Source organism: Nostoc sp. ChiQUE01b, assembly GCF_034531255.1.
GTDB lineage: Bacteria > Cyanobacteriota > Cyanobacteriia > Cyanobacteriales > Nostocaceae > Nostoc.
This window is the reverse complement of sequence record NZ_JAVRBM010000004.1, coordinates 14377-32522: the sequence shown is the minus strand read 5'-3', so window position 1 is coordinate 32522 and position 18146 is coordinate 14377. Positions and strand designations below refer to the sequence as shown.

Here is an 18146-nt window from a genome sequence, read left to right as displayed (position 1 = left end):
TTGAGCGATCGCTTTTCTCAAAGATGTTTCACGGTGAAGTTAGACGGCTTATATTTATAACTGAGTTCGAGTGCATTGCAAAAGCTATTGAGGAGATTTAGCAAAGCATTATAGTAAAGGTAAGCATCGTCTCGTTCATCTTGGAGACGGTCATATAAAGTTAGCTCTGGCTCTGGGACTAGGCGATCTTTTGGGATATCTAAACCGGCTTCAGTTAAGCGCGTTGCCGCGATCGCAACTAGCAATGCCCCAATTGTATTGCACTCACCATTGTGAAGATCACTGAGTCCAGGCAAGATGATCTCGGCTCCTGGCAATTCATTGAGATTCATAATTGATCCTCCTCCAGTTTATCTTCAAAACGTTCAATAAAGTTCTCGACTCTGGTTCTAAGTACATCAGGGTTAAGAGAGGGGAATCTGATTAGTTCAGGTGCAATTGCTTCAAAGCAATTCCGTAGTTCATTCAAAGAAAATAATTTCTGTTTGTACATGGCTTCAATATCTTTAATGTCACGATCAAATCCCCTGGATAGTTTAGAAAGAGCTTGGGCTGTAAAATCATAGTGATAAAACGAAATTTGACCTCGTTTGCCAATGAATACGCTTCTATCACGCCATCCTGGAAGAGGTGGCAAGAAATCCTGTGGAGATGCCAATTCGATATTGATGTTTAATTCTTGTTTGAGCTTGGCGATCGCTTGAAAAATGCCTGGTGGTTCAGGGTCTAGACGAATATCAACATCAATCGTAGAACTACGCCACCCAATTAATAAGGCACTAGCACCACCTGTAAAGTAAATGCAGCCTGAACCTTGAGCTTCTCTACCCAAGGCTTGCATAAGTCGTTCTATTTTCTGAGAGTCAACATTTGGGCGCATATTTTATTGCCGTGATTAGCTTCCTCAATTTGCGACTTTTTTTGAGCATTGTCTATTGAGCGATCGCATTTCTCAAAGATGTTTAACAGTGAAATTATTGAGTTTTTAGCAGAAATACATGGTACGATCGGACAAACTGGCAAGAATGCACAGCCACCTATGAATTACAGAAACTATATCACAATCGAAGCGGATAAACGCGGTGGTAAGCCTTGTGTACGTGGCTTGCGAATTACAGTTTATGAGGTGCTTGAATACCTAGCCTCCGAGATGACCGAAGCGGAAATTCTTGATGATTTTCCCGATCTAACGCGAGAAGATTTAAAAGCTTGTATTGCTTATGCAGCTGACCGTGAACGTCGGCTTATGATTTCTCCATTATCAGCATGAAATTACTGTTTGATGAAAACTTATCCCCTAAATTATCCACTCGTTTGAGCGATCTTTTTCCAGACTCATTTCATGTTCGAGATATAGGCATGAAAGCAACAATAGACCCGATAGTTTGGAATTATGCAAAAGATAATGATTTTATGATCGTCTCAAAAGATGCTGATATGCACGATCTGAGTTTACTGTTTGGGAATCCCCCAAAAGTCATCTGGCTTAGACTTGGAAACTGTTCTACCTTACAAGTTGAAAATTTACTGCGTCGGGAGTTCAGCACGATCAAATTATTTTATGAAGATGAAAATTCATCATTGCTTGCCCTCTCATAATCGCACTAAAAAACCGCAACTGTGTTCAAGTCAGTAATAAGGTGCGTTACATTTCATTAACGCACCCTACAAGACCAACGATCGCACTGTGATTCGGGCGTGAGTGATACCAATTTGAAAAAAGAATGCTACTTAACTAAAAACCTAGTAAAGCCTTTTGGACTTCCTCTGGTGAGACTTGAACTAGATTTTCAGCCGTGACATTTTCCTGCTGATGACTCAACTCAATCATTCCGCCAACAGCGTTTACAAGCCTAAGTTGAAGATAGGAAGACTGACTTGAGACTACTTGTTCTTCAAGGACACCATAATTGCCTGTAAGTTTATTTTTGTAAAAGGGTTTACTCATTTCTGTCTAATCCTATTTACTGTTTTACTTTTGATTGAGTTTTTCGTTATTCTTGATTTTTTGAATTGATATCGTGAAATGATTCAAAATCTTTTACTCTACCACTCGTCCTCTGGTTATCCAAACTGAGTTCCCTACAAATAATTGTATAAATCTCTGGAGGAAATCCCCCAGGAAACTCCCATTCTGTACCTCCATCTTCCATTATCACAATACCTGAGATATTTGGATATCTATAACCAAGTTGATATCTTACAATATATTTCGACAGTTGCCCACTATGTGTAAAACCTAAAGGACGCATCTCCGTTAGTAGTTGATGCAACTCATCAGCCTTCGTTTTCTCTAAACGATGCTTGTTAGCTATTCTTGCAATTTCATTTTGGCGTAAAGCTTCTGTCTCCCTGCGTCGCTCCTCCTCTGCCGCTCTAAGTTGATTTTCTAAGTTATCTCGCTCAAGACTTAGTTCATGTCTACGATCAACTCCAACTAACTCTATCGTTACAAGGTCAAGCCAACTAGGTTTTGAAGAGTCTACTTTTTTCCAGATACTCTCTACTCTTTGGCTCAAACCACATAATTCATGTGTGTAGCTTTGAGGGATATTGTCTGCGTTTAGCCAAAGCTTACTAACTTGTTCACCTTTTTCAGTTGTTTCAATTTCATACCAGAAATTGACTGTTTCAAAAGCTTCGCTATTATCCAATTTTTGGGCTAATTCAGGATGTTTTTTCTGAATTTTTTTTATATGGAAGAAAACTGTTCCATTAGGATTAAAAAAAGTACGACCGACAAACCCAAATCCTCTATCACAATGGTAATTTTTGATACTACCAAAATCTATCGTCATAAAATCAAACCCCTTAACGTCCCCGTTTACACACCCCAGATAATCTCTGCATCTTAACCGATCGCTCTCTATTCATGAGAACCGCGATTCTACTTAAGATAAGTATAAAAAATATGATATTTATAGTTGTACTAAGTTCTCAAAGCAAGAATAAATGATGCATTGAAAATTTAGCGATCGCACTTGACAATCAAGACAGTCACTACGCCTGTTTTAGTTTTTAGACTTAACTGAACGCTATTGATTTATACTTGTTTTCTCAATCGTGGTGGTAAAGCTGTTCGCAGTCCTCTCGATTGTTAAACATTCTCCGAGAATTTAAACTTTTCAATTTCCAACTTTAATCTTTCATTCTCCATCCTGAGCGCCAATATTTCATTTTTCTGCAATTCAATTAATGACTTTTGACTAATTACCTCACCAAAGGCTTTTTTCCGGTTTTCAATGCCAAACCAACGCTGATAAGTTTTTGTATGTTCATCAACAGTATGACCTAAATTGTCTGCTGCGGCTTTGATGGGTATTCCCTGAAGATGCGCTCGAATCGCGCAAGCATGACGCAAATCGTAGGGTTGAAACTCAATTCCCACTTTTCTAAACCATCTGGATATATCTCTCCGCATCCAATTAATATTTTGTACAGATGCAATTTTTGTCACCTTTTTTTCTAAAATATTTAATGGTTTGGGATTTTGTAAATCAAATAATTCTATCCATTCAGGTACAAAAGGTATAACTTCTCGATATCCAGTTTTTGTATTTTTATTCACTTTCCAAGTATGGTCGATATTTTGGGGAGATATCCACCAATTAATATCTGGTTGCACAAATAGTTCCCTTGGTCTTAACCCAAAGATTGCTAACATTCCATATACCCAACGCCACATTTCCCAGGTGTCGATTTCATCACTGATGTTTGTATTTTTGCGGTTGAGGGCGAATTTTTCAAATAGCTCAAAAGAAGATACTATTTTATCATCGTCGGGGATTTCTCGATGGGCTGGGGTGACATTATCCCGTGTTACATCGAGTGTAAATCCCAACTGAAAGGTTTTAATAAAAACGGAAGTTACCGCAATCAGTTCATTTTTTTTATTTCCCTGAAATGAATTAATAATTTCTTCAAAGTTATTTTTGGTTGCCAAAGTGTTTAAAGGAAAGTTTCTTTTAATAACAGATTGATAATTAGCAAAAGTATTTTGACTAGTGATAGTCTGCTGACGGTTTTGATAATATTTTTCTGCAAATATATCTAATAATTCCCCAATGGTTTTTATCTCTTGTTTCTCTCTAGACTTAATTCCTAAATACTTCTCATTCCACTCGAAAGTATGGCGAGCGATTAATTTACCCAACTCGTAACTTTCCTCGATCGCAGTTTTTAGTCCCTCCAAATTTGCTGGTATCCCTAGAGACAAGTCATACTGCTTTTTTTCCTTACCTAAGCTGCTATCGCCTGGTTTTAACGGTAGGGTAGCTCGTAACTGAAGGGAATTACCAGTTTGTTTAATGCTAACTTTAACTCTATCCCTTTTTAAATTACTATTAGCTTCGATTAACTTCTGCTCAAAAACTGCTTGATACTGTAGTTCTGTTGCTTTTATTTTCGCCATTGTTCCCCTATAACTGCCATCTGTGGTGTTCTGCGGCTCAAAATCTGCAAACATATCGGCGAATAAGTCCCTTGAGTCTGCGTTTGCATCCTCATGTGGAGATTGGGAATATGTCTCCGATATTGACTTTTGGCGATCGCAATTACCCTGGTTTTGATTTTGCTCGCTCATTCCCTAAATATTCCCTTATTTATAAGCTGAAATGGTGAAAATAAAATGTTATTGTTGAGCAAAATCACTTTACAGAACAAGTTACTCAGGAACATTTTCAGGATACCACCAGTTGCCACAGCAGTTATATGGTTCCCGGTGGTGTGATGTGCGCCCCCACTCTCACAGATATTACCCGCGCTTGGGCGATTCTGGAATATTTCCGCACCAATTGGTTAGAACCAGTTTGGTTGGGTTGTTCTTTAGAACGCTATGAAGAAATCCAAAGTTATGATGACTTTTTAGATTGGTTGGATGAAAACCGCAATCATCGAGAGTCTGACTTAGGTTTTTATTGGCGCATGGGTTTAGACATCGGTTTAGATAGATATGGCGCTGGCGTTGGTAAATATGTCACTTGGGGATATTTAGCCCATGAAGATAAATACCAAAAGCCGACCATTGAAGGACGAAATGCGGCGATGATTATGAAAAGTGGAGTGTATGACAGCTTCACTGATACTCACGTTTTAATGGATCAGTCCTTTACCCGCGAGAATACAACTCACTCCTGGTACGATGAAGGGATAGCAGATATTCATCCTGGCGATCGCACCACTAAACCCATAGCAAATAATACCAAAGACTTCGATAACGCTTACTCTTGGGCAAGTGCCGTCCTGCACAAAGACTTCGGACGTTTAGAAGCTGGCCCGTTAGCGCGTCAATTAGTCGCAGGTGGCAAACATGGCGAATCTTGGCAACACTATGACCCCTTCATCCTCGATGTCTTCAAACGAATGGGTGGCGCTAGTATTCATGTGCGTCAACTAGCACGAGTTCACGAAATTGTCAAGTTATATCGTCAAGCTGAACACTGTTTGCGCGAGTTCAAATTAAACGACCCCTGGTATATTAAACCCACAGAAAAAGATGGACGCGGTTGGGGTGCAACGGAAGCAGCGCGGGGTTCCTTGTCTCACTGGGTAGAAGTGGAGGGCGGTAAGATAAAGAACTACCAAGTTATTGCGCCTGGTACTTGGAATATTGGCCCTCGTGACGGTGAAGGAATCCGTGGCCCGATTGAAGAAGCTTTAATTGGGACACCCATTTACGATTCTAGCGATCCTGTGGAAGTTGGTCATGTGGCGCGATCGTTTGATTCTTGTTTGGTGTGTACAGTCCACGCCCATGATGCTAAGACTGGTGAAGAGTTGGCGCGTTTTCGGACTGCTTAAAAGATACTAATGGCTAATAGCTAATGGCTAATTATTTTTCAGTTAGTCATTAGCTGTGTTTTTTAGTATTAGGACTTACGCACAGGTCACACAAAATCAAACCACAGAGAACGCAGAGGAATAAGAGTTAGAGAGCTTTTTTGCGTAAGTCCTAACTATGTTTGATATCATGAACTCTCCTATTGCTCCTTATAATGGAATAGACATTATTTGATTGACCCACTCCTCGGCAGTAGAAACTTCCCAAACCAGGATGACTGCTTCAAGGGCTTCACTAATTGAGAGATTTTGAGAGAGAACCAGAACCCCACAACTACTTTGTGACATAATGAACTGACCAAATTCAGCAGGCATAGTCTTACGATCATGGGTTACAAGAACTCTGCTATTCTGTGCTGCGATCGCCAATACCTCTGAGTCTTTCTTGCCTTCAAGTCCTGCTGCATAGGCTGATTGAAAATCAAGATTTGGTTGTCTGCGTACTGCACCAGTTACGATTGCTTGCTTAAGGTCAGCATCTGCTTGAAATCGAACTGATGTCATACCTTGTTCTGCTTCTGTATTTGAGCGGCTTTTAACTTTTGATACAGAAGTGGATTCTTGTCTCTACAGGACTGTTGCAGTTTCTCAAACTCTGCTTCACCTTCCTTTAAGTACGCATCAATTAACTCTTGGTTGGCAAGATAGAAGGCTATGGCTCCATAAACCTTCTCCAGCGAGAGCAAAGGGAAGTCATGAGCAATGCTTTCTGGGGATTCTCCATTTAAGAAAGCATACACGACTGAATCGAGGGAAATGCGCGTCTGTACGATCCAGTAACCTTCACCTCGTTGTTCAATATACTGCTTTGTTAGGGTTGGTGTTACTGTCATAAGGCATGGTGGGGACTCTTTAATTCTTAAAACTTCTTGGGTTTCAAAACAGGAACATTACGGGAGCATCCCAAATGTGTAAAAACATTATTTTATCATTGCGAACGTAATGAAATGAAGCGTTCGCAAAGCGTCTCGTAGAGAAGCAATCGCAAAGTCTAGATGCTGCGATTGCTTCATTCCGCTTCGCTGCATTCGCAATGACTACCTTGTAACTTGGTAAATTTGCTTGCATTGGGATGCTCCCAACATTACTCATGTTCTACTGAACCACAATCTGTTGTGTACCCACAAACTCCGTCTCAAACACCAAATCTTCATCCTCTACAAGCATCTCAATTACTTCCCGTAAATTTTCCTGCAACTCATCTAAGGTTTCGCTTTGAGAATGCGCTCCAAGAAAGCCAGGAACATAGCCGACATAGAACTTAGTATCAGGATCTCTTTCAACGATCGCAGTAAAAGTTTTCATATCACAATCATGGACAACGCTCACTTTACAGCTTACTGGATTGGCCATTTATCTTAGCGAACGCTTAAAAGACAAATTTACAACAGGAATTTTAACACATGACTGGTGGTTTAAAGCATGTCTTTACTTACAAGCTCTCAATCCTAAAAAATACTAAAGGATTGCCATTGACGATTTTTTCATCCACCTTTCTCATACCTATTCTTTCTACTACTTTTTGTGACTCCAAGTTTGGGCGATCGGAGCTTTTCCCAAAGAGCTTCTCGACCAGGTTTCGATGGAATCAATGCAATACTGGCAAAGTGTTCACGATTGCGGTCTTCCCAGTATTGCCGATTTTCCTCTGCTTGCTTTAAGACAATTTGATACTCTGCTTCGACTTCAGTACGGTTTACATCAATGTAGGATATCGCTGCATCGAACTGCTCATCTGTAATCTGAGGAAAGTAATTCCGAAAAGACTGGGGTGAGTGTCCCCCATGTAAGTAGTCCATGAATTGGTACAAAGTTATGCGAGTACCTGCGATCGTCAGTCCTCGTTCTGTACGAATAATTTGCGATCGCCCATTTGATGCTAAAGCCATAAGCGTAGCCCGTCGGAGACATCGCGCCATCAACTATTTTAACCGGGGAGTGGAGAGTGGGTGAAATAAGGGAGAAATAACCTATGCCCAATACTATATTCCCAATGCCTTATATTCAAAACTCGTAGCGTAACACACTAAAACTTATAGAAACAGTGCGTTAGGCTTGCCTTAATCACTTCAACAAAACAGAAATTTACAAGGTAAGCTTGTGTCTGATTTAGCGCTACATCAATATCTCCCTCGCGTTCCCGATGCCGCATTGCAAGAATACATAGAATGGTGTGTTTTAGAGCAGGCAAAAGCCGCAGAATGTAACTTTACTCCTGATAGAAGTAAGTTAGATAATTTGCCACCAGAAGACTACGTTCCGAAACTTGTTGATCAGTTCATGAAAGTTAAACCAGACCCCATTAAAGCAGGTTTGGTAGCTGCGATCGCAGGTAAAGAAGCAGACAAACATGCTTTATCCGGTTTAGCGATCGCAGCCGATTTTATGTCTCTTTATATCAAGTACTTAATTCCTAAAGAGGGAAGTACTAAAGAACAGGCTGAAGAGATATTAACTAAAGTATCACAAGATCAGTTTGATAAACTGACTGAAATTGCCAAGAAACATGGTGTAGAGTTATAGTTTCCTGCTGATAAATTATTTTTCAGAGGCTTCGTCTATATTTTGGACTTTGGACAAAAAGCTTTGTTTGCGAATGTCATTCGCAAACAAAGCTTCTGTCTTTCTAAAACAGCGATCGCCTGTTCATACCTATCCTCTACGTGTAAGAGCGCATAGGCAAATACCATCGTATCAATCACCATCAGGGTCGTCCTTCTGATTTCCAAGTCTGCACCCGACTTTCTGATTCCATCGGTAACGCCTCTGCCCGTTGACGAATACGAGTAAGCACTTCATCACGTTGACCATAGCGTTTTTGCAACAAATCGCGGACTTCTTGCTCCATCGAAATTCCCTTTTGTCCCGCCAAGCGTTTAATGCGATCGACTAACTCATCAGATATATTGCGAATGGTAATTGTTGCCATACTGCCTCCTTTGCTAGTGCTATTTGACTAGCCAATTATTACCTTTATGCTAGCAGTTTGCTGGCATACAAATAGCCTAAATTATTTCAGCATCTGTGGGTGAATCTCCGCCTCTAGGTTTGCCAAATTAGCTGAAGCAAAAAGAAAGTTTGAAAACACGCCCTAGTGGTTAAGCAAGGCGACTCTTTATCTTAAAATTGAAGAAATACATTAAACTTTATAGTTATATGGACAAAATTGTGGTTAACTCGCAAATTCATTTCGGTAAACCTTGCATAGTAGGGACACGCATCACTGTACAAAGCATTCTTGAACTGCTCAATGAAGGGCTTTCTTTTGAAGAAATTATCCGAGACTACTATCCAGACCTACAAATTGAGGATATTCGTGCCTGTTTACAATATGCGATCGCGCTAGTGGCAGCTGAAGACATTCATCTAGTATCTATTTGAGCATGAGATTATTACTAGATCAAGATGTGTATGCTGTTACAGCAAAATTTCTAGTTGATGCTGGACATGACGTACTTCTTGTAGCTCAGATTGGTCTTTCGCAAGCAAGTGATGAAGAAATACTTAGAACAGCACAGGAACAGAACCGTATTCTCATTACGCGAGATAGAGACTACGGAAATCTTGTTTTTGTTAGAGCAATGGGATCTGGAGTCATCTATCTCCGAATTCTACCTACAACTGTGAATAAAGTTCATAACGAACTGGTAAGAGTTATACAAACTTACTCAGAAGTCGAATTGGTAGGTGCATTTGTAGTTGTAGAACCAGATGGACACAGGTTTAGAAAAATATCCAATACCTAAGCAAAATCCCTAAAAAGTTCCCTTGTTTAGTCCATCCCAAAAAACTATACTGTTATCCCTTGAATCTTAAACATCTGTAAGCTGAATACATTATTCCCAATTCAGACAGATGCCTAACAAGATAGCTTAAACAATAAAATCTCATCGCATGCTAACTATTATCGGTTGTGGCAATCTAAATCGCAGTGATGATGCAGTAGGCGTAATCATTGCCCAACGCTTACAAAAATATCTAGCCGAAAACCCTCATCCCAATGTGCAAGTATATGACTGTGGCACCGCAGGGATGGAAGTAATGTTTCAAGCTAGAGGTAGTAAACAATTAGTAATTATTGATGCAAGTTCAACGGGTTCTGAACCGGGTGCTGTGTTTAAAGTTCCAGGAAAAGAACTGGAAGCTTTGCCAGAACCTAGTTATAACTTGCACGATTTTCGTTGGGATAATGCTTTAGCCGCCGGACGGAAAATCTTTCAAAATGATTTTCCCGAAGATGTGACAGTTTATTTAATTGAAGCGGTAAATCTTGGTTTGGGACTAGAGTTAAGTCCTGTTGTCAAACATTCTGCTGATGTAGTCTTTGAAGAGGTAGCTGCACTCATTAGCCAGAATATTAACTAATCCAAAATCCAAGTTGCGCTGAAAGCGCACCAAAGGTGCGACCTAAAATCCAAAATTGAATTATGCCCAATCCCGATAAACAGAAAGTTCATCTACCCTCATTTCAAAAGGTACACCTTGACTCTCTGGCGGACAAACACGGATTTTAGCACTGCTAACAATTCCATATAGCAATGTCCCCATTGGCACAATTTTTTGCAGAACACGCCAATTAGTAACTTGATCGGGACATTCAATTACCAATGTTAGAGCATTGGCATGGGTTGTGACATACCACCGACAATTAGATAGAAGAGTTTGAATCGTGCGATCGCAAGCATCATAGAAGTATCTACTAATAGAATACTCTAATTGTTGCCGCAGTATAATATCCGCAGATGTCGGTTGTATTGGATGTGAATCATCACCATTTAAGTAATACATCTTTCTAGGCATCTCTCTTTAGCTTCCTGCTTATATTCCAATCACCATTCCATAAAGTACATCTTTATTTGTTTCTAATAATTCTTGGGTTTCGTCATCATAATAAGCACCAATCCCACTACACTGAATTCCCAAATAATTACTAGTTAAATAAAGCTTCTGTCCAATAAAACCAGCTATTTGCATAGCAGTTTGATAATTTAAATAATCTGACACAAAAAATAAAGTTACAGCGCTATCTCTAGCAATAGCCTGATTAATACATAAGTAACCTGTCTTTTCACTAAAATTACCCGTCTTAACCAGATACGTACCTTTATATAACCCAGGTGTCATTCCTTCTACTCGATGCACCACTGAGTAAATTTCTATTTCCTCATAATTTTCTGTTGGTATTGACTGCTGAAGTTGTTGCACTATATATAAATAATCTTCTTCAGAAATAGCCTCTTTCCGGAAACGTCTAATAGAACGTCTATCCCAAACAGTTTGGTAAAATTTATCCAGATCAAAATTAAATTGAGGATACTCTAATTTCTGCTGGCGACTCTTTTGTAGAGCAGTTGCTTGATAAGCATCTTCAATAAATTGATTGGATTCAAAATAATCAGTACCAGAAACAAAAGGAACTTTCAGCCTTAAGCGTCTGATTTTATTGTCTTGTACTTCTCCTGACACCGCGCAAGCAGTGATAAACTCTTTATTCTCAAATCCCAAATCCGAATTGAGAGTGAGTTTATCAAAATCAAAAACTAGTTGTATATCTCGGTTGTGGAGAAAAGCTGAAGCTGCGAACGCACCTAAATGGTGTCCGCTATCTAAGAAGCAATATCTTATGCTCCTGTTTTGATATTTCCAGCTAGACCTATAATAAACACAACTAATCAAAAAAATGAATCCGTTGATACTTTTACCCGGTATAATATAACTCTCTAAGCCATCATCAATTAATTCATAGATGAGAGTTAGACAATTATTCTCAACTTCTAGATGGTATATACCATTTACTATTCCCTCAATACCGCGAACCTGTACGTAAACTTCTGTAGGATACAAAGCGCCTGCTGATGGATTCACCCGTAATTTTAATGGGCCATCTTTATATACTTTTTCTAGTGTTATCGCACTGGTTAATGAGATAAAAGAATGAACAGGATTATTGAGATTTAATTTCACTCTCCGATAAAACTTGGGATAAACTTTAAATGAAGATGGCTGTGTTGAAGCATCTACATAATTTGGGTCAAGTTGTACCGATAAGTAACAATGCTTGGTAGCGTCATGATAGGCTTTCACCGATATCTGACTTGATGGCATTTTTAATTATCCTTAAGACTTCTATGTTGCTAGCAAAATCTATCGCTTTATAATCGTCTAAATTTTTTAAATATAAATTAGGATGATGTTGTAAAAGTAACTTGACGACTTCTGTCTTTCCGGCTGAAGCTGCATACATTAAAACAGTTGCACCGTTATCATTTTGATTGTCAATATTAATGTTGCTAGCAAGTAATAAATTAATTAAATCATAGTGATTACCAAAACAAGCAAACCACAAAGCATTGTTGCAATCGCTATTTCGAGCATTGATATCTGCACCCAGATCAATTAGTTCTTTGACGACTATATAAACTCCTTCTCTTGTCGCTCTCATTAAAGCTGTATCACCATTTTCACCCGGTTGATTTAAATTGCTAGGATTATAGCCTTTTGTTATTAGCCATTGGGTTGTTGCTTCACTCAAATTTTGACTGTTGGTTTGATTCATCAGTATTGCTTAGTTAACTTTATTTCTGCCAATTTACTAATATAAATTTGCTTGGCAAACAGAATGGTGAGCAATGCTCACCATTATTTAAAAATGTTATCTAAATTATTTAAACTTACATATATGCTATCCTTTTTATAAGTTTAAATTATGAATCATTTATAAAGCTCGCCCGATATTTCTCTTAAAAAAGTTTGAAAAGTCATATAAAAGCAGTAATTATTACAGTTTTGCTTTGCAAATTCAGATAGCAGCATCGAGCGATTATTGTAGCTAATTCTTACTAAGATATTTACTTGTTATTTTTAATATCACCATATTTGCATAATTGAGAAATAATTGCTTTAGCTGATTCTTGGGGACTGACTATAGTATCAATTATAAGAGAGCGATCACTTGTAGTCATCGCTTCTAAAATCTGTTTCGTAGAAACCGAATCATAGTTTTGACTCTCTTCGACAAATATTTTTAGTTTGTTTCGCAATTCTACACCTGTGACAACTTGTTTACCTACAAGTTCTAAAATTTCTTGTTCTTCTTTAAGAGTAAAATAAGCAGAAGCCTCTGGTACGCCCAAACTAGCAAAGTTTGTCAGTGCTTCTGGGATAGTTTGCATATTACCATCTAACTCTTGACTAGCAATCCAATCAAAAGAATCATGACGTTTCAAAAGTCTTTCTAAACGCACTGTATTTGGTGCAGTCAACATTACAAATTTAGCATTTTTTAAAATCTTAGCTGCATAGCTAACCTCATTTTCACCACGCAAACTATCGAAAACTAACATAGAGTTGACTTTTTGTGAATTGATGTGTAGCGAAGCTAAAATGTGACCCATTCCACCAGGGAAGTATTCTCGATAAAGGTGAGTATAAGTTAGGCGTTTAATCCGGCAATCGGGTTGCATAAGTTTCTCTTGCATTTTTAACATTGGCGCAATTATTACGCGTTCAGTTAAAATACGACGATTAGGTAAAAGTGTGAAATCTAAGCCTTCTTCAACCAAAGCTTTTGTGATTGTGCTTTTTCCCACGCCACTCATACCTACTATGATTAGTAAAGGAAAACTTGTTATTGGCAACCAGTCTTTAGGAACAGGAAATCCTACGCCTACACCTGGACTTAAGTGTTCAAAAAATAGATTTTGTCTTGTTGTATTAAGTCGATCCTGCACAATATAAACCTCTTTTTAATCTAGTTATTATAAATACGTAAATGCTTTATAACCTCAGTGTTTATACATAATTCACTAGCTATATTAAATTGATGATAATATCCATCAATAGTTACTTTTTTTTAATTTTTATCTTACTTTTTGCAGCAAATGACCGCCCTACCCATTTGTGTAATGCTCGTCAAGCAGAGATACTACTGTTAAGTAAATGAGAATTATTTCAAAATTATTAAGATATCTTAAAAAAAGCTAGTTTTAAAATCAAAACTTGCTAACTTACTAAAGTATAAATAGTTAAATTTAGCAAATTAAAAACATGGAAATTAGCACTCGTAATTCTCTTAAAGGTGTTGTCAAAAAAGTTGTACATGGTTCAGTTAATACTGAGATAACTTTAGAACTAGCGCCAGGAGTAGAGCTAGTATCAATCATCACAAAATCATCAGCAGAAAAGCTATCACTTACAGAAGGTAAGCAGGCTTATGCTGTGATTAAAGCATCAGATGTGATAGTTGCTGTTGATTAAAAAATAGAGTTGGCTTCCTTTGCAAGCCGCTCTATTTTTCATATCAAATTGCATTGATTACGCTGTGTGCAACTTAATTTTGTTAAATCTTGATTCCATTGTGGGGTAGGTATCTTGCCTGCCCAGAAAGGACGGACAAGATGTCCATCCCACAAGAATTAAAAAAAGTCGCACATCGCCTATTGATTTATATAATTTAATGACTAAAATAGTGCAATAGCTTAGTCAAGCGTAATTACAGCAATCATATTAAATTTTTAAGAATTGAAAATCACAGATATTTCACTTATTTAAAAAGCCAGGGATCTTATTTTTCAGAAATAATTAAGTAAAGCTATATATAAAGATTAATTAATGGAATTATCAATAATGCGGACATAAATGGCTTGGACACTTTCTAAATCTAGTACAAAATCTATATTCTCAATATTGATAATCAAAGAGGGAAAGTGTTGTTTTAAAGTGATATGAGTTCCTGTTACTATTCCCATTGATATAAGTTTTTTCAATATTGTTTTATTCTGAGTTTTACAGAAAGTTACGATTCCTCGCTCTCCCGTTCTCAATAATTCTAATGAACAGCCAGTAACACTAAAGCTGGTAAACATTTTAATTATAAATTAGGAATTGTGAAAGGAAGAAGGAAGTATATTTTCATCCTTCATCCTTAATCTTTTATTTAGTTGCAAAATAGAGCAACCAAAGTAATAATTTAGACCAGATATGCTTCTTGATGTGTCTTAATTGTGCAATTAGAACGAGGATAAGTTACACAAAGTAGAGCGTATCCTTTAGAAACCTGATCGTCATCTAAAAAGTTTTGATCGTCTTGATTAACTTCACCTTCGACAACTTTACCAACACAGCTAGAGCAAGAGCCTGCATGACATGAAAAGGGCAACTCAATACCATTTTCTTCTGCTGCTTCTAAGATGGTGGTTTCTTCGTCAACTTCAATTGTGGTGTCGATGTCTTCTTTTTTGTTGATTAATCTAACTTGGTAGGAAGCCATTTTCTGATTCTCCTCAAACGTTATACAGTTGGTGTAATTTCTGAAGTTTTTGAGCAACCTATCCTACTTTTTACTTCCCTTCTTCTTACAGAGATGCTAAGTTTAGTCAGCTTCTTTATAGAGATAAGGGATGCAACCCGAACTAGAAGCTATCTCAAGGGCATTGAAACTCTGCGGAGTGCGTTTATGGGAAGTCTCTACAATTGACTTAGCACTAATAGAATGATGTTAGCTGCAAGGTACACCAGTAGGCGTACAGTCGCCTGTTTTAAAAGACTTTCCACAACCGCAGGTATCAGTTGCATTGGGGTTGATGAATTTAAAACCGCTTTCCATCACTCCCTCAACGAAGTCAACGATAACTCCGTCTAATAAGGGTGCACTTTTGGCATCAACGTAAACCAGTACTTTGCCTTGCTGACTTACTAAATCATCTGGTTGGGGCTTGCTGGTGATATCGATCGCATATTCATAGCCACTGCAACCACCATCTTTTACCGAGATGCGGACACCTTTAGTTGCGCCATTAGCGTCGGGTGCGGAACCTTTGAGGAATGCCCGCAAATGAAATTCTGCTTTTTCTGATAATATAACAGCCATTAAGTCTCCTGATTTGTAGCGATTACTTGTTTTGATTTCAGATGTGGGTTGTCTTTTGTCAGTTGTCCTTTGTCTTTTGCTAATGACCAATGACCAATGACTAATGACTATTTTGTGTAATCCCTGTGGCTTCCATTGAATTCGATTGCGCGTGTCTCCAAGGCGCACTATTACCGCATACTGGACAAGAGCGATCGCGGTGAGAACGGCGTTTAGCAAATTCCATCCGATTCAGGTCGATTGTCAGCAATTGCGACAATAGAGGCTGACTAAACCCGGTGATCAGCTTGATAGCTTCCAAAGCTGTTAGACAAGCTAGTGTCCCAGAAACAGCGCCGATAACAGAAAAGCCGCGCTGATCCCAATCAGGCTTTTCTGGAAACAGACAAGACAAACAAGGAGTCACACCAGGAATAATCGTCGTCAGGTAAGCCTCCATCCCATTCATTGCGGCTTCCACCATTGGCTTACGCGATCGCACACAGGCTTCATTTAACAAATTGCGCTCTGTAAAATTGTGAGCGCAATCAAGAGCCATATCGGCGGACTGCACTAACGAGTCTACATTTTCCGGGGTGATGTAATCATGAACAGCTTCCACTTGGACATCAGGATTAATTGCATCCAGAGTTTCTTTAGCTTTGAATACCCTTGGCTTACCTACCCAATCATCAGTCATGAGAACCTGACGATTCATATCATCTAGCCGCAAGTCACCACCCCGGACTAGAATTAGCCGCCCAACGCCCGCTACTGCTAAGTAAAGCGCCGCCGTACCGCCTAATCCCCCCACACCTGTCACCAGAACTGTCGCTGACTTCAGGCGCTTCTGTGCTGTTTCGCCAAAATTCGGAAGCATCATTTGGCGACGATAGCGTTCTAATTCGGTAGGCGTCAGGTTAACCAATTTATACCTCCTAATCAGAAGTGATTTCTGTCAGTGTGACTACATTTTTCGGCTTGTCGTTAAACACTTTGAACAGCTTTTGTTCGTGGGGTGTTGATTCGATAAATACCTGATAAGCTTTTTGCAAAGCCAAAGAATATTGATTTAATTTTTCTTCTTGACTCCAGTCAGGAGAATTATCATCAATTTCCTGGATATATTGAGAAAACTTTTTCAGAATATGTAGACGATTTACATTCACAACTTCTAAATCGTAGGACATGTTAAAGAATTGAAAAAATTCTTCTGCGTCTACGAGCTTCTTGAATTCATCAATAGTTCCAGTCATTTAGCATTCTCCAATTGTTTCAGATGTTGCTTCAGTTCATCTAACTGGCGATAGATTTCATAAGTTGCGGCGGCAACATCCATTAGTTGTGTGTAATCTGTTGGCAGTCCTTCAGCTAAATCATGCAGATCCATCTTCATTTGACCTGCTTTGCTGTTGAGCCGTCTGATTTGCCCTTGTAGTTCCTCAATTGTCATTTGTCCTTTGTCCTTTGTCATTAGTTATTTGTCTTTTACTAATGACCAATTTTGTCATTTGTCTTTTGTCATTAGTCATTTGTCTTTTTCTAATGACCAATGACCAATGACTAATGACTAATTAAATTTTGCCAACTTCAGGAAAGCGTTTCGCCAAATCAAGACCTTTATTGACGTAGTTTTCTCCCTCTTGGGCTAATTTCTCTAGCGAGTCAAAGCCAAAGCGATGAGCATCTCGCAAGGTTTTCACAGCTAACAAAAGACGACCAGAAAAAACTAGCGCCCAGCCAAATCCTTCATGGCTTAAATCAACTACAACCTGGGATATTAAACCTGTTTCTTGTTCAATTCCAGCAGCTACAGCTCGAAAAAATGCCATAATTCGTGCTTGAGTGATCGGATCAACTTCGCCCTCAACGGAGATTTCCCGTTTCTTTTGCTTGGTGACAATAAAGGGTTTGAGAATCAACTCATCCGACCAAGTACGATAAACTCCATAGCTGTCTTGACCACGGATTTGTTTAATTAATACCTTCAGAAAAGGCGAGTTCAAGACTTCAGTTGTAGCAGTTCCATTAACACTATTATTTGCGGTCATACTGTTGCCTCATCTTCAACTTCATCGGCAAAATTTGTGGGTTTTTGCTGTAAAGCTTTACGCAACCAAGGTGGAGGATTACCTTTGAGGGTTTTCACTAGCTTATTTAGCACTTCGCTAATTTCTTCTTCTTCCGATCGCGCCTTCACTGGGGTGACACCTTTCTTGATTAACCGAGCAGCAGCGCTACCACCAATTGCTGTGACATAAATAATTGTGCAGTCGCCTATTGCTTCAAGTTTTGGGGTGATTTTGTCTTCATTCCCATCTTCTTTGAGTTCGCCTTCAAAGGTGAGGGTTTCTACGAAGTGATATCCCTCATCGGTAATTTCGTAAACATCAATCATTTTCGCCCATCCGAAGTGAGCATTAATATGAACTCGGTCACTCGTCGTGAAGGCAATTTTCAT

The 18146-nt window shown here is 38.8% G+C and carries 30 protein-coding genes and 1 pseudogene; 8 read left to right on the top strand and 23 right to left on the bottom strand.

Features of this window, described 5'->3' with window-relative positions:
• Positions 1-17: 17 nt before the first annotated feature.
• Positions 18-332, bottom strand: a complete 315-nt coding sequence (locus RMY63_RS04080; RefSeq protein WP_322727472.1) for a hypothetical protein — start codon at positions 330-332, stop codon at positions 18-20.
• The gene (locus RMY63_RS04075; protein WP_322727471.1) at positions 329-880 is read right to left on the bottom strand and encodes a DUF6036 family nucleotidyltransferase; all 552 of its coding nucleotides are present in this window, start codon (positions 878-880) and stop codon (positions 329-331) included. Before RMY63_RS04075 ends, RMY63_RS04080 begins: the two co-directional genes overlap by 4 nt.
• A gap of 159 nt (positions 881-1039) precedes the next feature.
• Here RMY63_RS04075 and RMY63_RS04070 point away from each other — a divergent pair, with 159 nt between their 5' ends.
• The gene (locus tag RMY63_RS04070; RefSeq protein WP_322727618.1) at positions 1040-1270 is read left to right on the top strand and encodes a DUF433 domain-containing protein; all 231 of its coding nucleotides are present in this window, start codon (positions 1040-1042) and stop codon (positions 1268-1270) included.
• Entirely contained in the window at positions 1267-1599 is a 333-nt protein-coding gene (locus RMY63_RS04065) for a DUF5615 family PIN-like protein (protein WP_322727470.1), read from the top strand. Before RMY63_RS04070 ends, RMY63_RS04065 begins: the two co-directional genes overlap by 4 nt.
• A gap of 136 nt (positions 1600-1735) precedes the next feature.
• Here the strand turns inward: RMY63_RS04065 and RMY63_RS04060 are convergent, their stop codons facing one another.
• The 3 genes from RMY63_RS04060 to RMY63_RS04050 all read right to left on the bottom strand — a co-directional run bounded on the left by RMY63_RS04060 (position 1736) and on the right by RMY63_RS04050 (position 4582).
• Positions 1736-1948 (bottom strand): hypothetical protein, encoded by a 213-nt coding sequence (locus tag RMY63_RS04060; protein ID WP_322727469.1) that lies wholly within the window; start codon positions 1946-1948, stop codon positions 1736-1738.
• Positions 1949-1994: 46 nt separating this feature from the next.
• Positions 1995-2798, bottom strand: a complete 804-nt coding sequence (locus RMY63_RS04055; protein ID WP_322727468.1) for a hypothetical protein — start codon at positions 2796-2798, stop codon at positions 1995-1997.
• A gap of 299 nt (positions 2799-3097) precedes the next feature.
• The gene (locus tag RMY63_RS04050) at positions 3098-4582 is read right to left on the bottom strand and encodes a site-specific integrase (protein WP_416212486.1); all 1485 of its coding nucleotides are present in this window, start codon (positions 4580-4582) and stop codon (positions 3098-3100) included.
• Between the two features lie 116 nt (positions 4583-4698).
• Between RMY63_RS04050 and RMY63_RS04045 the strand changes: the two are divergent.
• A pseudogene (locus RMY63_RS04045) lies at positions 4699-5799 on the top strand (nickel-dependent hydrogenase large subunit); the annotation flags it as partial.
• A 189-nt stretch (positions 5800-5988) separates the two neighbouring features.
• Here the strand turns inward: RMY63_RS04045 and RMY63_RS04040 are convergent.
• The 4 genes from RMY63_RS04040 to RMY63_RS04025 all read right to left on the bottom strand — a co-directional run bounded on the left by RMY63_RS04040 (position 5989) and on the right by RMY63_RS04025 (position 7727).
• Positions 5989-6342, bottom strand: coding sequence for a DUF5615 family PIN-like protein (locus RMY63_RS04040; RefSeq protein ID WP_322727467.1), 354 nt, complete (start codon positions 6340-6342; stop codon positions 5989-5991).
• The gene (locus RMY63_RS04035; protein ID WP_322727466.1) at positions 6339-6671 is read right to left on the bottom strand and encodes a DUF433 domain-containing protein; all 333 of its coding nucleotides are present in this window, start codon (positions 6669-6671) and stop codon (positions 6339-6341) included. The genes RMY63_RS04040 and RMY63_RS04035 overlap by 4 nt, the downstream gene beginning before the upstream one ends.
• A gap of 262 nt (positions 6672-6933) precedes the next feature.
• Positions 6934-7143 (bottom strand): type II toxin-antitoxin system HicB family antitoxin, encoded by a 210-nt coding sequence (locus tag RMY63_RS04030; protein ID WP_322727465.1) that lies wholly within the window; start codon positions 7141-7143, stop codon positions 6934-6936.
• Positions 7144-7322: 179 nt separating this feature from the next.
• Positions 7323-7727, bottom strand: a complete 405-nt coding sequence (locus RMY63_RS04025) for a DUF433 domain-containing protein (RefSeq protein WP_322727464.1) — start codon at positions 7725-7727, stop codon at positions 7323-7325.
• A 211-nt stretch (positions 7728-7938) separates the two neighbouring features.
• Here RMY63_RS04025 and RMY63_RS04020 point away from each other — a divergent pair, with 211 nt between their 5' ends.
• The gene (locus tag RMY63_RS04020; protein WP_322727463.1) at positions 7939-8361 is read left to right on the top strand and encodes a hypothetical protein; all 423 of its coding nucleotides are present in this window, start codon (positions 7939-7941) and stop codon (positions 8359-8361) included.
• 35 nt (positions 8362-8396) lie between these two features.
• Here RMY63_RS04020 and RMY63_RS04015 read toward each other — a convergent pair whose 3' ends face one another.
• Together RMY63_RS04015 and RMY63_RS04010 are read right to left on the bottom strand one after the other, a co-directional pair.
• Positions 8397-8543, bottom strand: a complete 147-nt coding sequence (locus RMY63_RS04015) for a hypothetical protein (RefSeq protein ID WP_322727462.1) — start codon at positions 8541-8543, stop codon at positions 8397-8399.
• Positions 8543-8767 (bottom strand): FitA-like ribbon-helix-helix domain-containing protein, encoded by a 225-nt coding sequence (locus tag RMY63_RS04010; RefSeq protein ID WP_322727461.1) that lies wholly within the window; start codon positions 8765-8767, stop codon positions 8543-8545. The genes RMY63_RS04015 and RMY63_RS04010 overlap by 1 nt, the downstream gene beginning before the upstream one ends.
• 227 nt (positions 8768-8994) lie before the next feature.
• On the opposite strand from RMY63_RS04010, the gene RMY63_RS04005 reads away from it, so the two are divergent.
• From RMY63_RS04005 to RMY63_RS03995, 3 genes are all read left to right on the top strand, one after another.
• Positions 8995-9219: a DUF433 domain-containing protein gene (locus RMY63_RS04005; RefSeq protein WP_322727460.1), complete on the top strand. Its 225-nt coding sequence runs from the start codon at positions 8995-8997 to the stop codon at positions 9217-9219.
• Positions 9220-9221: 2 nt separating this feature from the next.
• Positions 9222-9584, top strand: a complete 363-nt coding sequence (locus tag RMY63_RS04000) for a DUF5615 family PIN-like protein (protein ID WP_322727459.1) — start codon at positions 9222-9224, stop codon at positions 9582-9584.
• 148 nt (positions 9585-9732) lie between these two features.
• On the top strand, positions 9733-10203 hold the full coding sequence (locus tag RMY63_RS03995; protein ID WP_322727458.1) for a hydrogenase maturation protease: 471 nt from the start codon (positions 9733-9735) through the stop codon (positions 10201-10203).
• 60 nt (positions 10204-10263) lie between these two features.
• On the opposite strand, the gene RMY63_RS03990 is transcribed toward RMY63_RS03995, so the two are convergent.
• The 4 genes from RMY63_RS03990 to RMY63_RS03975 form a co-directional block, all read right to left on the bottom strand.
• Positions 10264-10638: a hypothetical protein gene (locus RMY63_RS03990; protein WP_322727457.1), complete on the bottom strand. Its 375-nt coding sequence runs from the start codon at positions 10636-10638 to the stop codon at positions 10264-10266.
• A gap of 18 nt (positions 10639-10656) precedes the next feature.
• Complete coding sequence (locus tag RMY63_RS03985; RefSeq protein WP_322727456.1) at positions 10657-11943, bottom strand: nitroreductase family protein; 1287 nt, start codon at positions 11941-11943, stop codon at positions 10657-10659.
• Entirely contained in the window at positions 11906-12394 is a 489-nt protein-coding gene (locus RMY63_RS03980; RefSeq protein ID WP_322727455.1) for an ankyrin repeat domain-containing protein, read from the bottom strand. Before RMY63_RS03980 ends, RMY63_RS03985 begins: the two co-directional genes overlap by 38 nt.
• 292 nt (positions 12395-12686) lie before the next feature.
• A complete protein-coding gene (locus RMY63_RS03975; protein ID WP_322727454.1) occupies positions 12687-13568 on the bottom strand; it encodes an AAA family ATPase in 882 nt (293 codons plus the stop codon).
• Positions 13569-13884: 316 nt separating this feature from the next.
• On the opposite strand from RMY63_RS03975, the gene RMY63_RS03970 reads away from it, so the two are divergent.
• On the top strand, positions 13885-14094 hold the full coding sequence (locus RMY63_RS03970; RefSeq protein ID WP_322727453.1) for a molybdopterin-binding protein: 210 nt from the start codon (positions 13885-13887) through the stop codon (positions 14092-14094).
• Between the two features lie 347 nt (positions 14095-14441).
• On the opposite strand, the gene RMY63_RS03965 is transcribed toward RMY63_RS03970, so the two are convergent.
• The 8 genes from RMY63_RS03965 to nifX form a co-directional block, all read right to left on the bottom strand.
• The gene (locus RMY63_RS03965; protein WP_322727452.1) at positions 14442-14702 is read right to left on the bottom strand and encodes a FeoA family protein; all 261 of its coding nucleotides are present in this window, start codon (positions 14700-14702) and stop codon (positions 14442-14444) included.
• A 104-nt stretch (positions 14703-14806) separates the two neighbouring features.
• On the bottom strand, positions 14807-15106 hold the full coding sequence (locus RMY63_RS03960) for a 2Fe-2S iron-sulfur cluster-binding protein (RefSeq protein ID WP_069069799.1): 300 nt from the start codon (positions 15104-15106) through the stop codon (positions 14807-14809).
• A gap of 228 nt (positions 15107-15334) precedes the next feature.
• Positions 15335-15706, bottom strand: coding sequence for an iron-sulfur cluster assembly accessory protein (locus tag RMY63_RS03955; protein WP_322655407.1), 372 nt, complete (start codon positions 15704-15706; stop codon positions 15335-15337).
• A 100-nt stretch (positions 15707-15806) separates the two neighbouring features.
• On the bottom strand, positions 15807-16613 hold the full coding sequence (locus RMY63_RS03950) for a HesA/MoeB/ThiF family protein (RefSeq protein WP_322727451.1): 807 nt from the start codon (positions 16611-16613) through the stop codon (positions 15807-15809).
• A gap of 10 nt (positions 16614-16623) precedes the next feature.
• The gene (gene nifW, locus RMY63_RS03945; protein ID WP_322727450.1) at positions 16624-16941 is read right to left on the bottom strand and encodes a nitrogenase-stabilizing/protective protein NifW; all 318 of its coding nucleotides are present in this window, start codon (positions 16939-16941) and stop codon (positions 16624-16626) included.
• Complete coding sequence (locus tag RMY63_RS03940) at positions 16938-17138, bottom strand: CCE_0567 family metalloprotein (protein WP_185580868.1); 201 nt, start codon at positions 17136-17138, stop codon at positions 16938-16940. The genes nifW and RMY63_RS03940 overlap by 4 nt, the downstream gene beginning before the upstream one ends.
• 121 nt (positions 17139-17259) lie before the next feature.
• Positions 17260-17736, bottom strand: a complete 477-nt coding sequence (locus RMY63_RS03935; protein ID WP_322727449.1) for a NifX-associated nitrogen fixation protein — start codon at positions 17734-17736, stop codon at positions 17260-17262.
• The gene (gene nifX / locus RMY63_RS03930) at positions 17733-18146 is read right to left on the bottom strand and encodes a nitrogen fixation protein NifX (protein ID WP_322727448.1); all 414 of its coding nucleotides are present in this window, start codon (positions 18144-18146) and stop codon (positions 17733-17735) included. The genes RMY63_RS03935 and nifX overlap by 4 nt, the downstream gene beginning before the upstream one ends.

Bases quoted from the DNA above. Each gene is read 5' to 3' on its own strand.
- RMY63_RS03935 (WP_322727449.1), bottom strand. From the start codon at position 17,736: ATGACCGCAAATAATAGTGTTAATGGAACTGCTACAACTGAAGTCTTG.
- RMY63_RS04030 (WP_322727465.1), bottom strand. From the start codon at position 7,143: ATGAAAACTTTTACTGCGATCGTTGAAAGAGATCCTGATACTAAGTTC.
- RMY63_RS03970 (WP_322727453.1), top strand. From the start codon at position 13,885: ATGGAAATTAGCACTCGTAATTCTCTTAAAGGTGTTGTCAAAAAAGTT.
- nifW (WP_322727450.1), bottom strand. From the start codon at position 16,941: ATGACTGGAACTATTGATGAATTCAAGAAGCTCGTAGACGCAGAAGAA.
- RMY63_RS04015 (WP_322727462.1), bottom strand. From the start codon at position 8,543: ATGGTGATTGATACGATGGTATTTGCCTATGCGCTCTTACACGTAGAG.
- RMY63_RS03960 (WP_069069799.1), bottom strand. From the start codon at position 15,106: ATGGCTTCCTACCAAGTTAGATTAATCAACAAAAAAGAAGACATCGAC.
- RMY63_RS04025 (WP_322727464.1), bottom strand. From the start codon at position 7,727: ATGGCTTTAGCATCAAATGGGCGATCGCAAATTATTCGTACAGAACGA.
- RMY63_RS04000 (WP_322727459.1), top strand. From the start codon at position 9,222: ATGAGATTATTACTAGATCAAGATGTGTATGCTGTTACAGCAAAATTT.
- RMY63_RS03940 (WP_185580868.1), bottom strand. From the start codon at position 17,138: ATGACAATTGAGGAACTACAAGGGCAAATCAGACGGCTCAACAGCAAA.
- RMY63_RS03995 (WP_322727458.1), top strand. From the start codon at position 9,733: ATGCTAACTATTATCGGTTGTGGCAATCTAAATCGCAGTGATGATGCA.
- RMY63_RS04075 (WP_322727471.1), bottom strand. From the start codon at position 880: ATGCGCCCAAATGTTGACTCTCAGAAAATAGAACGACTTATGCAAGCC.
- RMY63_RS03965 (WP_322727452.1), bottom strand. From the start codon at position 14,702: ATGTTTACCAGCTTTAGTGTTACTGGCTGTTCATTAGAATTATTGAGA.
- RMY63_RS04070 (WP_322727618.1), top strand. From the start codon at position 1,040: ATGAATTACAGAAACTATATCACAATCGAAGCGGATAAACGCGGTGGT.
- RMY63_RS04035 (WP_322727466.1), bottom strand. From the start codon at position 6,671: ATGACAGTAACACCAACCCTAACAAAGCAGTATATTGAACAACGAGGT.
- RMY63_RS03990 (WP_322727457.1), bottom strand. From the start codon at position 10,638: ATGCCTAGAAAGATGTATTACTTAAATGGTGATGATTCACATCCAATA.
- RMY63_RS04005 (WP_322727460.1), top strand. From the start codon at position 8,995: ATGGACAAAATTGTGGTTAACTCGCAAATTCATTTCGGTAAACCTTGC.
- RMY63_RS04080 (WP_322727472.1), bottom strand. From the start codon at position 332: ATGAATCTCAATGAATTGCCAGGAGCCGAGATCATCTTGCCTGGACTC.
- RMY63_RS04055 (WP_322727468.1), bottom strand. From the start codon at position 2,798: ATGACGATAGATTTTGGTAGTATCAAAAATTACCATTGTGATAGAGGA.
- RMY63_RS03980 (WP_322727455.1), bottom strand. From the start codon at position 12,394: ATGAATCAAACCAACAGTCAAAATTTGAGTGAAGCAACAACCCAATGG.
- RMY63_RS03955 (WP_322655407.1), bottom strand. From the start codon at position 15,706: ATGGCTGTTATATTATCAGAAAAAGCAGAATTTCATTTGCGGGCATTC.
- RMY63_RS04060 (WP_322727469.1), bottom strand. From the start codon at position 1,948: ATGAGTAAACCCTTTTACAAAAATAAACTTACAGGCAATTATGGTGTC.
- RMY63_RS04065 (WP_322727470.1), top strand. From the start codon at position 1,267: ATGAAATTACTGTTTGATGAAAACTTATCCCCTAAATTATCCACTCGT.
- RMY63_RS04010 (WP_322727461.1), bottom strand. From the start codon at position 8,767: ATGGCAACAATTACCATTCGCAATATATCTGATGAGTTAGTCGATCGC.
- RMY63_RS04050 (WP_416212486.1), bottom strand. From the start codon at position 4,582: ATGAGCGAGCAAAATCAAAACCAGGGTAATTGCGATCGCCAAAAGTCA.
- RMY63_RS04040 (WP_322727467.1), bottom strand. From the start codon at position 6,342: ATGACATCAGTTCGATTTCAAGCAGATGCTGACCTTAAGCAAGCAATC.
- RMY63_RS03985 (WP_322727456.1), bottom strand. From the start codon at position 11,943: ATGCCATCAAGTCAGATATCGGTGAAAGCCTATCATGACGCTACCAAG.
- nifX (WP_322727448.1), bottom strand. From the start codon at position 18,146: ATGAAAATTGCCTTCACGACGAGTGACCGAGTTCATATTAATGCTCAC.